This window comes from Sphingobacterium sp. ML3W (assembly GCF_029542085.1).
In the GTDB taxonomy this organism is placed as follows: domain Bacteria; phylum Bacteroidota; class Bacteroidia; order Sphingobacteriales; family Sphingobacteriaceae; genus Sphingobacterium.
Genome location: NZ_CP107036.1, coordinates 6,126,236 through 6,142,221 on the forward strand (window position 1 = coordinate 6,126,236; position 15,986 = coordinate 6,142,221).

The following is a 15,986-nucleotide window of genomic DNA, read 5'->3' on the forward strand; positions in this document are numbered from 1 at the left end:
GCAAGTAAAGTATGAAAACTATAAATTTAAAAAATGCTAAGAAGCTTTTAGTTTTAGCTTTAGTTGGCACACTAGGGTTGACTAGTTGTAATAAATTTTTGGATGTGAATGAAAATCCGAACAATCCAGAAACAGCTACGCCTAGTTTATTATTACCTACAGTGGAAGCTGCTATCAGTCAAGTCGTAGGTAACAGTTTTCAGGTATATGGTAATATCTGGGGACAATATTGGACACAAAACCCTACTTCCTCTCAATACCGTTCTATCGACAGATATCAAGTATTGAATACAGCAATGGATAGATCATGGTTGATTTTGTATCGTAGCGCATTGAATAATGCTGAACTAATCATCAATTCAAATGAGGCTGCCAATGACAATTATAAAGGTATTGCCTACTTATTGAAGGCTTATACCTTTCAAGTAGCAACAGATGCTTTTGGAGATATTCCATTGTCAGAAGCATTGAAGGCAAATGGAAATCTTAATCCTAAATACGAAGCTCAAGCAGTTGTTTACGATTCTATTTTCAACTACATTGATAAAGGTTTGGCTTTGTTAGCAACACCACAGGCGGTACCTGTCTCAACTCAAGATATGATCTTCAACGGTGATTTGGATAAATGGAAAGCTTTTGCAAATACCTTGAAGTTGAGAGCATATTTACGTATTTCAAATGTTGATGCGAGCAAAGCTGCAGCTGGTATTAAGGCACTTTATGCAAAAAATGCAGCCTTCTTAGATCAGGATGCTTCAATAACTTACACAACAACTGGTGGTAACGAAAATCCGTTTTATAACGAGATGGTCGGATTGGGTAAAACTCAAAATGTTGTGGCAAGTGGAACGGTGATTCAGGCATTTGTGAAAAACAATGACCCGAGAAGATTCTCTTTTTATAATAAGTTAAGCGGACAGGATACGATCGCATTTATTCTTCAAGGTGATTTTAATGCAAATTCAGCAAAATTAGTTTCTTCTCCTTCACCTCTTGTTGGTGGCCGCGCAGTGGATCCTACATCAGCAACAGCGCCAGTAAAATTATTCTCGGCTGCTGAAAGTAAATTTTTGCAAGCTGAAGCTGTGGTAAAAGGTTGGGGTAAAGGTGATGCAAAAGCATTATTTGAATCTGGTATTACAACAAGCTTTACAGCTACGGCAAACGCTAGTGACGCTGCTAAATATATCGCAGAAGCTCCGGATGCGAAATTTACAGGTGATACCGAAGCAAAATTGAAAGCGATTATCACACAAAAATATTATGCAATGTGTGGTTTCCAAGGTTTTGAATCATGGACTGAGTGGAGAAGAACTGGTTATCCAACTTTCTTTACAACTTCTATCGCTTCTACTTTAGGAGAAGGCAGAATGCCATTACGGATGCCTTATGCAAACAGTGAGGCTACTTCAAATACAAATTACCCTGGTAATGTTGTAATCTATACGCCAGTATGGTGGGATGTGAAATAATCCATTATTAGGTTATATACTTTAAGAGCGGCAATTTCGAAAGAAATTGCCGCTCTTGTTTTGTATGCGTTTGTTTGAAAAAATGTATTTTTGCATCCATTAACGCTACTATATTTTATGAAAAGATCGACTTTATTATTGCTTGTGTATATTTTGACAGGATGGAATGTACAGGCTGCTTCTAGAGAGGAAAGGGGACTAGAATCTGTTACTGATACTATCATAAACTATTTCGATAACCTAGGGAATTCTGTTTCTACGAAAGCTGAATCACAATCTTATCAGTATATTGTTTCGATAGGAAATGACTCTGAAAAACTATTTAATATCGTCAGTTATTACGCGGATACAGATTCCATGAAATCTTTTGGGTACAGCCGTGACAGTACGGCGGGGGGGATAGGCTGGAAATATATAGGAGAATTCACTACCTACTATCCTAATGGACAGTTAAAAAGCTTGGAGACATTCGATATTCACGCCTTACCCATTGATTCATCTTATTATTATTACCCCACAGGAAAACTGAAGATGCTGGTTACACAGGTAGAATCAGGACAAAGTCCATTTGTTGGTATTCCAATGACCAAGCCATATTACCTGTTATATTTGGATTCTATAGGGAATTATCTTTTAAAGAGAGGAAATGGATTCCTTCGACTGGATTATGACGATGGTACCTATATCGAAGGTGAGTTAAAAGATAATGAAAGGGAAGGAAAATGGAATGGCTGGAATATGGGCAGCCAGTATGAAGAGCTATATTTGGGTGGTACCCTTCAAAGTGGTAAAAGATTTCGTGCTACTGGTGAAGTAATTTCTTACGATGCTGATACAAAGGAGTTAGCAGCTATGCCCCCTCTTAAAATGGATCAGTATATGAAGGCTATCTATAAAAATATAAAAATACCCAATGATTTAGTGAATCAATTGAAGTCGGATGCTACCTCTGTAAATTTTGTTGTCAACAAAGATGGTCATCTAAGTAAGTTTACATATGATAAGGATGTTCCTATGAAAATTAGAAGCGAGATAACAACTGCCATTCAACGTATTGGATCCTGGAAGCCAGGGCGATTGCAAGGGGAACCTGTTGCTGTAAGTTATACTATTCCGATTCGGTTATAATTATATCCTGTCTCATCCGATTACGTTATGGAATTGCAACAATAAAATGGACACCTAGTTAAGCTGCAATATTTTGTTTATTTATTTTTCTAGTAAACTCCTCTGGTGATAAGTATCCTAAGGCAGAATGTTGCCTTTTTCGGTTGTACCAAGTCTCAATATATTCAAAGACAATAAGCGCAGCTTGCTTCCTGTGAGCGAATTTATGCTGATATATACATTCCGCTTTCAGTGTCTTGAAAAAACTTTCAGCGACAGCATTATCCCAGCAATTTCCCTTTCTACTCATGCTTCTTATGATGAGTGGATTTTTTTCCACCATAGAGCTGAACTCATGACAGGCATACTGTACGCCACGATCGGAATGGAATATTAGTTTCTGGGTGATTGGCCTTGCTTTTTGTGCCATTTTAAAAGCAGAAATCACCGTATCTACCGCATTCATAGTCTCACTTAAAGCCCATCCAATTACTTTTCGATCTCCCAGATCGATTACAGTTGTCAGATACAACCATCCCTGCTGCGTTTTGATGTAAGTGATGTCTGATACCCATACTGCACCAAGTGTTCCCGGTTTAAAATCACGGTCCAATATATTCTCCGGTACCGAAAACTTATGGGTGGAGTCTGTGGTCACCTTAAATTTTTTCTTGACAATACTTCTTAACCCGGCCTTTCTCATCAGTTTGGCTACCCTCACTCTGGATATTTTAATATTCTTTTTGTGTAGTTCTCTGGTAATACGCGGACTGCCGTAAGTATTTTTACTTCTTATAAATGCATCCTGGATTTCCATAGTAATCTGTTGGTTTTCAATACTTCTATTTGAAGGGATACCCTTTAAAAAGTTGTAGTAGCCCGCTCTGCTCACCTTGAACACCTGACACATCTTCTCGACTGAAAATATTTCCCTATTGTCCCTTATGAACCTGAATATTTGGTGTCGCTCTTGGAGAAGATGCTTACAGCCTTCTTTAATATATCCCGTTCCATCTGTGTCTCCCGAAGTTCTTTTCTTAATCGTGCTAACTCCTGTTCACTCTCACTCAAGATAACTTTTCCATTCCCAGAGAAACTACTTCCTTGTTTTACAGAATGTTCCTTTCGCCACCTATACAATAATGCTGGGCTAATATCCAGTTCCCTGGCCAGCGCGCTAAGGTCGCTACGCGTGTTGCTCAGTTCAACGCTCATCAGTTTGAACTCTTTGGTATAAACTTTTCTTTCTCTTGACATAAGTCTGTTAAGTTATTAAATTCTCTTAACTTAATGTCCAGTCAAATGTAGCAACTTCATTATGATTGCAATAGAGTGTATGTCTATTTATACGAATGTAAATGGTGACAAAATTTTAGTGATTTAATTCGAAGATTGAAGTAAACGCTCTGATCATTTTATAGTTCTGTATGTTAAAGTCACATAATGACTTCCATTAATCTTGAAGACTGTAGCGACCTTATTATTTATTTTTGAAAATCCTCTTTTAACAATCTTAGATTTAGCTATTATATTGTACTCAAGCTAGGCTTTGGAGCAAAAGCGATGCGTTTGTATGTATCCAAGGAGTTTAAATCCAGCAGGTCACAATTCCTAAAAACCTTTTAAAAATGACCAATTTTTAAAAGGTTGTGAGAGAACTGCCTAATGGAAAAGATTTCTCCCTGCTTATAACAAATTAAATAAAAAAATCAGGATTCAATCAGCTGAATTATCAGTCAATTTCAGCTATATTACCCGTATATTCCAAGTAATCGTTAAGTACTGCTTAAGCACAGATATAGTACTATTTACACAATTGTTGCGTAAGCAAATTGACAAAGGAAAAACTTACTATAAAGGTACTTGTCCAGTGCTACAAAAGTGCTGGAAGAGCAGCGATCAAAAATTACTAAGGCGGAGATTTCTTCGAGGGGCCTTCGGGTTTTGTTCGGTCAGCCTTCGGATCTGCTCCGTACCTGCTTCGCCACTTCTTCGGGAGTGCTTCGGCTGTTCTTCGGGACGTTACCGAAGAGCACTCGAATGGGAGCCGAGAGACCACCTTCTTCTGACAATTTTCGAGTCAACTTCGCCCTTTTATATAGATGACTTCTTATATGGATGGCTTCGAGTTTTCATCGACGTGGCCCGATGAAATCCAGATGCGGACTCGATGAAAATCTGAGCAAGGGGCGAAGTTGGTCAGGACTTAAGTGGTCTATTCCTCGGTACGAATGGTACCGTTAACTCACTGTTAAGCTACCGGGAGTGTACTGAAAGGCTACCAAAAAGGTACTGGGAATGTACTAAAGAGCTACCAGAGATATACCAAAGAGGTGCCAGACAGTTACAAGCTGTCAGTAACTATCCGGTGGGTCTGGGGTGTAAGCTCTGTAATGTGTTAGAAAAATATACAAAAACCAATTCGACAATTGGAACAAGTGAATACTCTTTGAAATTAAAAGGTTTTAAGGCTGTGTGCACATTTAGTAGGTGCGATGTTGGGTTGTTTTTCGTTGAAAAGAAGTTAGGTGCTCAAAAGGCTTTAAAATACTTTATTTCTCTATACTGTTATATAAAACACCTGTCGCTTGTTTTTGACATGCGTGTTTTGGCTGTCGACTCCACATGGATAAGGAGCGGGATACTTTTGGTAAAATAGAACAGCTTGGGGAGTTGGCTGTTATCCGTATCAGGGAGAGACTACTGCGCATCCAGAGAGCACTGCTGAACAACAGTAATACGTCCGGTCTAAAAAGTTTGAAAATCTATACTGCTATATGGCAGCAATGTGTCGTTGAGCTAGAGCATGATACGAAAATACGTTTGAATGCATAGTCTCGATTAAGCTATCCGATCCAAAAAGGGAACTTAACAGTAGTGTACATAAAAGGAGAGGCTTATGTTGATGTCAATAACTGTTCTAGTAGTGCTCCGTTGATAATTGGTACTGAAAAAGGCAAAGTCACAGTCAATCGGGCCGACTAATTCGATCGGATACTAGCAATATGAAGGCCATATTAAATGATGGAACCTTAGCAATTTATTCTCATAGCCTGAAAAAAGCTAAGTCCGTAGTCTGCCCGGGGGACTTTGTGTATGTTGGAGCTAAATATGCAGATAAAAATCAGCATCCCCGTGATACAATGAGCTATGTGGCAAACCAGGATTTCAAAGAAGCCAAGATGTGGACTCGAAAAATCCGCATCTATAAAGGCATGCCGCTGCGTGCTTTTGTTGATGAAATGAGCCGCTGGGAGGGGTTTACGATCAAAATATGGGACTGCATCCCCAATAATAAGCACATCTCGGTATCGATCTGCTATCAGAGCGGAAGGGAAGAAGTGTACAGTGCCATCCGCCAGGCAGGTGTGTTGCTTCATGAAGAGAAAGGGATGATCAGCTTCTGTCCTGAGGATAAACGTGATAGAGTAGCCATGCGGCTATTAGATGGAAATGACGGGAGAGTAAAATAAGATAGGAAAATTGTTTTCTTGGGTAGGCTTAAAGGCGGTCTTCGGTTTTCATAGTACTTTGATGAGAATTACGTTACAAGTTACTACCAGCTTTAGTATGTCATGGATGGGCTTCACTAGGAAATTAGATTACTTTCTATACACACTATCGTTTTAGAAATATAGTTCGGCAATTAACAATGTTACTTTGTGATGAATTTATTGTGAAAAATAAGAGCTTATTATTCAGTTACTTGCGTTTGTTTGTAAAGTAATTGTTCTCACAAAATTATGCTAGCATTGCAAAAGTTGAAAAAAGTTATAAATTTGTATTTAACATTTTTTAACAAACGGAAACAATCTGGTGAAAAGCATGTTACTAACTATAAACACTTATATAAATTATTGGAAAGCATATTACTAACCATAATCTTTGCCAAAGAACAATAGACATCTTTTAATAAACATAAACATATGAAACACAAATTACTCAGTTTATTCGTGGGTAGTATGATCTTAACTTCTGTGGCATTCGCCCAAGAGAGGAAGGTGAGTGGTCACGTTACAGGGGCTGATGGAAAACCGCTAGCTGGAGTGACAATCGCAGTTCAAGGATCAAATGTTGCTACTCAAACGGATGCAAATGGAAATTATTCCATATCCGTACCTAATGGAAAAGTTTTGGTCTTTCGCTCAATCGGATACAGCGATAAAACATTAATCGTTAAAGAAGGACAATCAGCTTTTAATATTTCACTTAGTAATGATGATCATGCTCTTGATGAGGTAGTTGTAACTGCTGTAGGTATTTCAAGAAAGAGTAAATCTTTAGGTTATGCTACCACAAATATCAATAATGAAGAGATAACCAGAACTTCTCCTGTGAGTATGTTTGATGGGCTTCAAGGCAAGATTGCTGGAGCAACAATTACTTCTCAATCCGGAGCTCCTGGGGCTTCAACTAAGGTGATATTACGTGGATATTCTTCTATTGGAGGAAATAATCAACCGTTGTATGTTATTGATGGTGTTCCAGTCAATAATACTTCTTTAGGCTCTGCAGGATCTACAAGGTCAGCTGATTTCGGAAACCAAGCTAATGACATCAACCCTGATGATATTGAATCCATTAATATTCTTAAAGGAGCTGGCGCAACAAGTTTATACGGTTCTCGTGCTGCAAATGGTGTAATTGTAATAACCACAAAAAAAGGAAAAGCGGGCAAGATAAAAGTCGATTTAGGTACTTCAGCAACGTATTCAAGTATTCTAATGCTGCCGAAATTACAAAACACTTTTGGCCAAGGCTGGTCCGGTGTGTTTTCATATATAGAGAATGGTTCGTGGGGACCAAAATTTGATGGCATTGATCGGCTTTGGGGAAATGTTGTTAATAATCAACAACAAGTCAAACCTTATGTTGGTTTAAAAAATAATATTCGTGATTTCTATACAACAGGAAGTGAATATAATACTAACGTAGCCGTAAGTGGAGGAACTGAGGCTTCGACTTTCTATTTATCATATGGTAATATTTCTAGTAATGGTATTGTTCCAACTGATGCTGATTCTTATGGAAGGAATTCGGTAAGTCTGCGTGGAAGTACAGTTTATAATAAGTTTAAAGCGTCCGCTTCATTGAACTATGTAAATCGTCACCAGAAATTTGTTGCTACTGGTCAAGGGTCGAATACAGGCGCAACAATGTTTCAGGAATTGATTCAAATTCCGAGAGATATGAGTATTATAGATTTTAAAGATTATAAGTATATTTTTAATAATTTAGATAATTATTTTACTCCTTATGCTCAAAACCCTTATTTCGTATTAAATGAAAATGGGAACAACTATAACAGTGATCGTTTTTACGGAAACACTGAATTAAATTATGAGTTTACGGATTGGTTATCGGCGACAGCTCGTGTTGGAGCGGATTTGACCAATGTAAGAATTAAGGATTGGCAGGCAATTAGTAGACCGGATCCCACTAGTCCTAATTCATCTAGGCAAGCTGATGTTGGTGGTGTTACAGAGGATAGTAATTACCTAGGGGAAATAAATGGAGATTTCTTATTGAATTTCAAGAAAAATATCTTAGAAGATCTTACTTTTGATGGATTATTGGGCTATAATTTTAATCAGCGAGAGACTCGACTTCATAATTCATCGGTTGCTGGTCTAACAATACCTAATTTTTATTACCTGTCAAATTCTTCAAATGCACCTGTTACAACGGTAAATATCACCAAAAGGCGATTAATGGGGGCTTATGCACAAGCGAACTTTGGTTATAGAAATTATTTGTTTTTAACCTTGAATGCAAGGAAAGATTGGTCTTCAACACTTCCTATCGGAAAGAATACTTTTTTCTATCCTGCAGCTAATCTGAGTTTTGTTTTATCCGATTTAACGGATCTTAAGCCCTACGGTGTGAGTTTTGCAAAATTTAGAACAAGTATTGGTAGGACAGGTAACGATGCGAATGTTTATCTTTTGCAATCTGTGTTGACGCCTGGTAACGTGGCAATGGGCTTTGGAAATGTTATATTTCCTGTCGGAGGTGTAACAGCTTTTGAATTAGGAAATACAATTGGAAATAATAATCTAGAGCCTGAATTGACGACAGAGTATGAATTTGGAACGGAATTAAAATTTCTTAATAATCGTTTAGGAGTTGATTTTACGTTTTATAATAAAGAAACCGACGGTCAAATTTTGAGTATTCCAATCGCAGCGACTTCTGGATATACATTTCAGGTTGCAAACTTTGGGTTGGTCCGTAATAGAGGTTATGAGTTAACCTTATCAGGTACTCCAGTGAAAACTGATAAGTTTAGTTGGGATATGACTTATACTTTCGCTCAAAACAGGAATAAAGTGCTTGAATTACCCGATGGTTTAGAACAAGTATCTATTTTTTCTGGATATGACGTTGATTTCGTAGCCATCAAAGGCAGACCGCTTGGAGTTTTTAAAGGTCCAACTGAAAAAACTGATCCGAACGGTAACATCATCGTAAATCCTGATAATGGTCTTCCTTTGCAAGCCGACGAAAAAGTGGAATATGGAACGAGTCAACGAGATTATACAATGGGCTTGGTAAATACATTTAAGTATAAAGATTGGGCATTGGGGTTCTCTTTCGACTTTAGAAAAGGTGGACAGTTCTGGTCTTATACTTCTCAATTGAACTATTTTGTTGGAAACGCACAACGTACAACATATAATGATCGTAATACCTACATTATTCCTGGTTCTGTAAACGAGATTAAAGATGGAGATAAGGTTGTAGGATATCAAGAAAATACTACACCAATTGCGTATGGAGATATAGCTAATTATTGGAGTAATGGACAAAATACACAGTCGGTTTCAAGAAATTCGGTATTAGATAAAACTTCTCTTCGGTTGAGAGATGTTACTCTATCGTATAACTTGCCAAAATCTATTGCAGCGAAGATTAAAGCTGATCGTGTATCATTAGGTGTATATGGTAGAAACCTATTCTTATGGCTACCAAAATCTAATACAGTTATTGATCCTGATGCAAGTACATACAATAATGACTTAAGAGGCGAATTGGGGGAATTTGGTGCAGGACCTACGACACGTTCCTACGGCGCGTCTTTAAAAGTGTCATTCTAAAATTTAGACGTTATGAAATTAAATATATTAAATAAAACTAAGATATATCTTTTAGTAGCCCTTTTAGGGGGGGGAATTGTCAGTTGTGACAAAGCTTTGGATATTAATACGGATCCAAACAATGGATCGTTAGAGCAAGGAACACCTGAATTGGTGTTTCCGGCAGCAGTGGCATCTACGGCAGGGTCGATTGGTACAGAATATGCGATATTGGGAGGTATTTGGTCGCAGTATTGGACGCAAAGTCCAGTTGCTGCACAATATAGAACTATTGACGCTTATGAAATCAACTCTTCTGATTTTAATAATTCCTTTGCTGAAGCGTTTGCTGGAGGATTGAACGATTATAATTTCGTTATTAATAAAGCAAAGGAATTGAACAAGCCGAAATTTGTCTTGATGGGAACTGTAATGAAAGCCTATACTTATCAGATGCTATTAGATATTTACGATCAATTGCCGTACTCTGAAGCCTTTCAAGGAGCAAATAATTTGCAGCCTAAGTATGAAGATGGTTACACTGTTTATAAAGGCTTGCTTGCCGAAATTGATGCTGCTCTATCAGGCGATATCACGCAAGGGGGAGTTGCTGTTGGCGATCTAGTCTTTGGGGATAGAACAAGGGGCTGGGAAAGTAATATGGATTCATGGGTAGCTTTTGCCAATACGCTTAAGCTAAAGTTTTACTTAAGAATGGCTTATGCGCAACCCGCGGAGGCCGAAGCAGGTATTAAAGCGCTTTATTCTTCGGGGGCAAAGTTCTTAACTATCGATGCTTCAATGAAAGGCTTCGAAAATGCTGAAAATAAAAGCAATCCGTTGTATGAGTTTAACTTCAGAAAATTAAATATTAATACCAATTTGCGGGCAAGTAAAACCTTTATTAGCTGGTTGCAGGCAAATGGAGATCCACGGATTGACTTTTATTTTTCTAAAATTGGATCTAATCCATTTTTAGGCAATAACCAAGGTGATTACGCTAATCCAGATCCTTCTTTAGCAAATGTTTCCGTAGCAAAGATTGCAGCAAATGCAGATGCTAAGTTTATCTCTTCAGCAGAATCATATTTCTTACAAGCAGAAGCACGAGAAAGATATTTCGGAGGTAATGGTGGAAAGGACGCATATGAGTCAGGTGTTACTGCAGCTTTTAGAGATGCGGGTTTTGAATCTGCTGCTTCTACTTTGTTAGCCGGAAACTATAAGTATAAAATGGGTGGGACTTTCGAAGAGAAACTCGAACAGATTATTGTTCAAAAATGGGCTTCTCTTCCTGGGAATCAGGCTCTCGAAGGTTTTATCGAAAAAAATAGGACTGGTTACCCTAAGACTAGTATAGTATATTCTACTGATTTGAATTATATACCAGGACAATTCGTAGTTTCTAAAACAAGTAAAATTGGTAATGCGCTACCTAAACGTATTGTTCTTCCAGATAGTGAGAGAAAAACGAATACCAATACTCCTCCAATTGTTCCAATTACAAACAAAATTTGGTGGGATAAAAAATAATTACATTCTAAAGTAATTCTATATGAAAAGATATCTAATAATTATAACCGTGTTTGCAGTACTTTTTACCTCATGTAAGAAAGATACTGAAAATGTATCGTTTGTGACAACTTTTGCTGACTTTGATATGAAGGGTAACCAATATCAATCTTTGGTCGTTGGGCAGAAATATGTCGAACAAGGTGTATCAGCAAAAGAAGGCGAGAAGAGCCTTGAAATTATTACTAGGGGAGTTGTTGACGAGTCTAAGACTGGTGTTTATGAAATAACATACTCGGCAATAAATAGTGATAATTTTCCTGGAAGTGTAAAGAGGTATGTTGCGGTGTTGCCATCTACACCAACTGTAGATATATCAGGAGGCTTTTTCTATAAGGCTAATCCGACCTTTACAACAACAATGACTAAATTGGCTCCTGGATTTTATACGTTTGGTAATGTCTGGGGGGCAAGTGTTATTCCAGCATACATATTGTCTACTAATGGCGTTGATTTAACATTACCACTGTCTCAGCTAAGCGGCTTTGGAAGAGTTCAGGGTACAGGAAAAATAGATGGGAATGAAATGACTTTGATAGTTGATTTGTTGGATCAGGGAATATCTAATAGAGCTAGAATTTGGGTGAAAAATTAAATTGCAATATTATGAAAATCAAAAATATAACATTTTTTTTCCTCCTTATCTTGGGAGGGGTAATAGCTTCTTGTCAGAAAGAAGAAGAGATTGGGGGCACAGCTACGCAAAAAGCTTCGGGTGATTGGTTTGTCAGATACTCCGATGATGGAGGAAAGACGTTCCATGCAGATTACCTTCATTTTGCGACTTATAATTCTGCAGCAAACAAGTCAGATGAGCTTTGGTTAGATGATTTGAAGACCTTTTGGGAAATGAAAGGTCTTGTAACATTGGATTTAAATAGTCTCACTTTTAAGGGAACAAAAGTGAAAGAAGTTTATAATAATATTACCTTCGATGTTGATGGTAAAATTCTCGAAGGAGCAGCTAAAGGGCCAGGCTCAAAAACCCCTACTGATTCCATTTATATGAAAATTGAATTTTCAGATGATCCTGGAACCGAGTACATTCTTTCAGGTTATAAAAGGACAGGATTTTTGGAAGATGAGCATTAAAAAGATTTGATCTTTTAGGCTTTATACTTTTTACCTTTTCAAGCACAGTAATGATGATATTGTTTCGTTACTGTGCTTTTTTTTGAAATATAGTATATTTAAATCTGTATTTTTTTATCAGGTTATATCTTTTCCTGCTATTAATTACTTTGTGTACTTGAGCTGCTAATCGATCATGAAAAAATAATTTTGTACTGCTGTTACAATTAAAAATTATTTTTTTTATGGTGTAATTATTTGTTTATGTGTTGATTATGTTTTATTTCGTGAAATTTTATTCTAAAAATATTATGTACGCATTGCAAAAGTGAAAATATATTTTAATATTTGTTTGACATATTTTTAACATTAGGGCCGCCCAATGATTAACAATATGGACTAACTAGAAATCACACTTAAATTATTGGAAAGTAAAAAACTAGCCAAAGTGTTTTCTTCATAGCTAAGTAAATATATTAATTTAAATAAACGTAAACATATGAAACACAAATTACTCAGTTTTTTCGTGGGTAGTATGATCCTGACTTCAGTAGCGTTCGCGCAAGAGAAGAAAGTAAGTGGTCGTGTAACTGGTGCTGATGGCAAGCCATTGGCGGGTGTTACAATCGCAGTACAAGGATCGAGCACAGCTACTCAAACAGATTCGAATGGTAATTATTCATTATCTGTGCCAACAGGCAAAGTAATTGTATTCCGTTCGGTAGGATTTGCAGATAAAACAATAATCGTTAAGGAAGGACAGTCTGCCTTTAATGTGACTTTGGATGATTCTAATAGAGAATTGGAAGAGGTTGTCGTGACTGGTTATGGTCAAAGACAAATCAAAGATTTGACTGGTTCGCAGGGTTCTATTAAAGGAGACAAAATTGCTGCTGAACCAACTTTAAGCTTTGAACAAGCTATGTCTGGTAAAATGGCAGGTGTACAAATTGGTTCGACAGGGGGTACTTTAGGTGATGGTATGTCTGTTAGGATTCGAGGAGTCAATTCAATCTCTTCAAGCTCCCTCCCTTTGTATGTAATTGATGGCGTTCCAATGAATGCTGTTGAAAATGTTAACACATTTAATAGTGGTGATGGAACTCGGTTTAATCCAATGGCCTTAATCAATAGCAATGATATCGAATCTATTGAAGTTTTAAAAGACGCTGCTGCTGCGGTATTATATGGTTCCAGAGCTGCAAATGGGGTAATTCTTATAAATACAAAAAGAGGGAAAAGTGGGGTGTCCAGTATTAGCTTTGAATCTAAAGTGACGTCTAGTAAAGCTTCAAAATTATTGGATTTATTAAATGGCGATCAATTTATTGAAATTAATAATGAGAAAGCTAGAAATGCTGCATCCAAATTTGGTGGGGTGAAGATTATCGCAAAAGAAAGCGATATTGATGGAGATGGAGTAAATGATCGAACTAATTGGCTAGACGAAGTTTATCGCACTGGAATAGGTTATGATAATTCTGTGTCATTAAGTTCAGGAAATGAAAAAGGAAACTTTTATGCTTCAGCGAGATATTTAGATCAAAAAGGTATTATTTTAAAAAATCAACTTAAGTCCGGACAAGTAAGGATAAATGGCGATATTAAACCAGCTAAGTGGTTGAAAGCAGGTGTCTCTTTATCGTATTCAAAGACAGTCAATGACGGTATTTTAACCGATCGATATATAGCTGGAGCGACCGTTGCAGCACTCAATGCATCCCCAATAGTTGCTGTCCGTAATCCCAATAATATAATAGGATATAATTTAGGTGGAAATGGATACCTTGGCAATGGAAATAATACTTCCAGTTTAGTTGCAAATAATACCCCCGTAGGATTGATTGGAAATGTGGCAAACCCTGTTGCTACTTTGATGTCCCAATTAAATCAAAATACACCTGAGCAAATCCTAGCAAATGGTTACATCGAAGTTCAACCAATAACTGGATTAAAATTTACAAGTAAATTTGGTATTGATTACTTAAATAATTACGAACATCAATATAGTCATCCAAATATAGGTGGATTGGGAACTGCATATAATACATTAATCCAAGACAATTTTAGAAATCGAAACCAATGGGTGTGGCAAAACTATGTGAATTATGACAAAACTTTTGCAGAAGATCATCGCCTATCAGTTACTTTAGGATCTGAATACCAATTTACAAAGGAAAAGAATGTATATGCAGGGGCAAGCAATGTTGGTGATATCTACTTTACTGATATTCTTGATAATACTTATACTGGTACAGAACCTGGTACCTCTGATATTATGTTACTGTCTGGTGGTGGTTTATTCTCTAATGGGTTGGAATCTTATTTCTCAAGAGTTGGCTATGGATTTAAAAATAAATATTTAGTTGATTTAGCAATACGTGCCGATGCATTTTCAGCTTTTGGTAGAAACTCGAAATGGGGTTACTTTCCATCTGCTTCACTTGGTTGGGTTGCATCTGAAGAGGATTTTGCTAAACAATATGATTGGCTTTCTTATTTGAAACTTAGAGCAAGTTATGGCCGGGTTGGTAATTCAAGGGGGATCGATTCATATGCATCTAGGGACTTATACCAAGGGGGAGCTTATGCATCTTTAAATGGATTTTCAGCTTATCAGATTGGAAATCCGAACTTAAAATGGGAGACTTCTGACAAATATGATGTAGGTTTGGATTTTAATATCGCTAACAATAGATTCAATTTTGTAATCGACTATTTCTACAATAATATTTCAGGTCTTGTATTGAAGGCTGAACCTCTTTATACGACAGGTGTTCCGTCAACAGTCTTAGGGGCACCAGGTGCTGTTTTTACCAATATTGGTGCGATGACAAATAAAGGTATAGAATTTACGTTCAATATGAAAACAATGGAACGTGGAGACTTTACTTGGAATACCTCATTCAATTTTACAGCAATTAGTAATAAAATTAAATCATTAGTAACAGAAAATACTGATATTATTGATGGTAACTCTGTTGCAAGCGTTGGTCGATCATTGGGAACCTATAAATTAGTTCGATGGGCTGGAGTTGATGAGCAAACGGGTAATCCAATGTGGTATGGCAAAGATGGAAATATAAAAATGTTTAATCCAGATACGCAAACTTGGACTCAAGATGGTAAAAAGATTGCGGGATTAGTTGGAGATGACGCTGTTTACCTTGATAAGAGCGGGTTGCCTAAATATTATGGTGGATTAGACAACAATATTACCTATAAAAAATTTGATTTTGGGGTTTCATTAGTTTATACTGGCGGTTTCTATATCTATAATACAACCAGAAGTTCTTTGTTGACAAACCAATTCCTAAATAATACAACAGAGATCCTTGATCGCTGGACCACTCCTGGACAAAAAACAGATATCCCTCGTTTATTCTTAACCGATAATACACACTCTAGAGCTTCAGATAGATTTTTGGAGAAGGGCGATTTCCTTCGTGTTAGAACAATAAGTCTTGGGTATAATTTTGCAAATGAAACTTTGAATAGAGCAGGTATAAAAAATCTGAGATTATTTGCTCAAGTTTACAATCCATTTATTATTACGGGGTATAAGGGGCAAGATCCCGAAGTTAATTCGAATCGAAATAACTCTAATATTGCTATTGGTGTGGATAATAGAGCTGTTCCTCAACCTAGAACTTATACATTTGGATTAAATGTTTCACTTTAATAATTT

General features: G+C 37.0%; 10 protein-coding genes. 9 read left to right on the plus strand and 1 reads right to left on the minus strand.

The features are described from left to right. Positions 1 to 11: 11 nt before the first annotated feature. Positions 12 to 1,472 carry a SusD/RagB family nutrient-binding outer membrane lipoprotein gene (locus tag OGI71_RS25310; RefSeq protein WP_282252904.1) on the plus strand — a complete coding sequence of 487 codons (1,461 nt, stop codon included), beginning with the start codon at positions 12 to 14 and terminating at the stop codon, positions 1,470 to 1,472. 117 nt (positions 1,473 to 1,589) lie between these two features. Then, positions 1,590 to 2,600 (plus strand): hypothetical protein, encoded by a 1,011-nt coding sequence (locus tag OGI71_RS25315; RefSeq protein WP_282252906.1) that lies wholly within the window; start codon positions 1,590 to 1,592, stop codon positions 2,598 to 2,600. Between the two features lie 58 nt (positions 2,601 to 2,658). Here the strand turns inward: OGI71_RS25315 and OGI71_RS25320 are convergent. Then, a protein-coding gene (locus OGI71_RS25320; RefSeq protein WP_282251020.1) for an IS3 family transposase occupies positions 2,659 to 3,836 on the minus strand; the annotation gives its coding sequence in 2 pieces (ribosomal slippage) (positions 2,659 to 3,566 and positions 3,566 to 3,836; 1,179 coding nt in all). 1,368 nt (positions 3,837 to 5,204) lie between these two features. Between OGI71_RS25320 and OGI71_RS25325 the strand changes: the two genes are divergently transcribed. The 7 genes from OGI71_RS25325 to OGI71_RS25355 all read left to right on the plus strand — a co-directional run bounded on the left by OGI71_RS25325 (position 5,205) and on the right by OGI71_RS25355 (position 15,980). Next, positions 5,205 to 5,414 (plus strand): hypothetical protein, encoded by a 210-nt coding sequence (locus OGI71_RS25325; protein ID WP_282252908.1) that lies wholly within the window; start codon positions 5,205 to 5,207, stop codon positions 5,412 to 5,414. A 170-nt stretch (positions 5,415 to 5,584) separates the two neighbouring features. Next, on the plus strand, positions 5,585 to 6,052 hold the full coding sequence (locus OGI71_RS25330) for a hypothetical protein (RefSeq protein WP_282252909.1): 468 nt from the start codon (positions 5,585 to 5,587) through the stop codon (positions 6,050 to 6,052). Between the two features lie 453 nt (positions 6,053 to 6,505). Next, entirely contained in the window at positions 6,506 to 9,676 is a 3,171-nt protein-coding gene (locus OGI71_RS25335) for a SusC/RagA family TonB-linked outer membrane protein (RefSeq protein ID WP_282252911.1), read from the plus strand. Positions 9,677 to 9,688: 12 nt separating this feature from the next. Beyond that, positions 9,689 to 11,188: a SusD/RagB family nutrient-binding outer membrane lipoprotein gene (locus OGI71_RS25340; RefSeq protein ID WP_282252913.1), complete on the plus strand. Its 1,500-nt coding sequence runs from the start codon at positions 9,689 to 9,691 to the stop codon at positions 11,186 to 11,188. Positions 11,189 to 11,210: 22 nt separating this feature from the next. Then, entirely contained in the window at positions 11,211 to 11,822 is a 612-nt protein-coding gene (locus tag OGI71_RS25345) for an immunoglobulin-like domain-containing protein (protein WP_282252915.1), read from the plus strand. 11 nt (positions 11,823 to 11,833) lie between these two features. Beyond that, on the plus strand, positions 11,834 to 12,319 hold the full coding sequence (locus OGI71_RS25350; protein WP_282252916.1) for a lipid-binding protein: 486 nt from the start codon (positions 11,834 to 11,836) through the stop codon (positions 12,317 to 12,319). Positions 12,320 to 12,797: 478 nt separating this feature from the next. After that, a complete protein-coding gene (locus OGI71_RS25355) occupies positions 12,798 to 15,980 on the plus strand; it encodes a TonB-dependent receptor (RefSeq protein ID WP_282252917.1) in 3,183 nt (1,060 codons plus the stop codon). Positions 15,981 to 15,986: the final 6 nt, after the last annotated feature.

Coding starts and splice junctions, on each gene's coding strand:
- OGI71_RS25340 (WP_282252913.1), top strand. CDS start 9,689: ATGAAATTAAATATATTAAATAAAACTAAGATATATCTTTTAGTAGCC.
- OGI71_RS25350 (WP_282252916.1), top strand. CDS start 11,834: ATGAAAATCAAAAATATAACATTTTTTTTCCTCCTTATCTTGGGAGGG.
- OGI71_RS25355 (WP_282252917.1), top strand. CDS start 12,798: ATGAAACACAAATTACTCAGTTTTTTCGTGGGTAGTATGATCCTGACT.
- OGI71_RS25325 (WP_282252908.1), top strand. CDS start 5,205: ATGGATAAGGAGCGGGATACTTTTGGTAAAATAGAACAGCTTGGGGAG.
- OGI71_RS25345 (WP_282252915.1), top strand. CDS start 11,211: ATGAAAAGATATCTAATAATTATAACCGTGTTTGCAGTACTTTTTACC.
- OGI71_RS25315 (WP_282252906.1), top strand. CDS start 1,590: ATGAAAAGATCGACTTTATTATTGCTTGTGTATATTTTGACAGGATGG.
- OGI71_RS25330 (WP_282252909.1), top strand. CDS start 5,585: ATGAAGGCCATATTAAATGATGGAACCTTAGCAATTTATTCTCATAGC.
- OGI71_RS25335 (WP_282252911.1), top strand. CDS start 6,506: ATGAAACACAAATTACTCAGTTTATTCGTGGGTAGTATGATCTTAACT.
- OGI71_RS25310 (WP_282252904.1), top strand. CDS start 12: ATGAAAACTATAAATTTAAAAAATGCTAAGAAGCTTTTAGTTTTAGCT.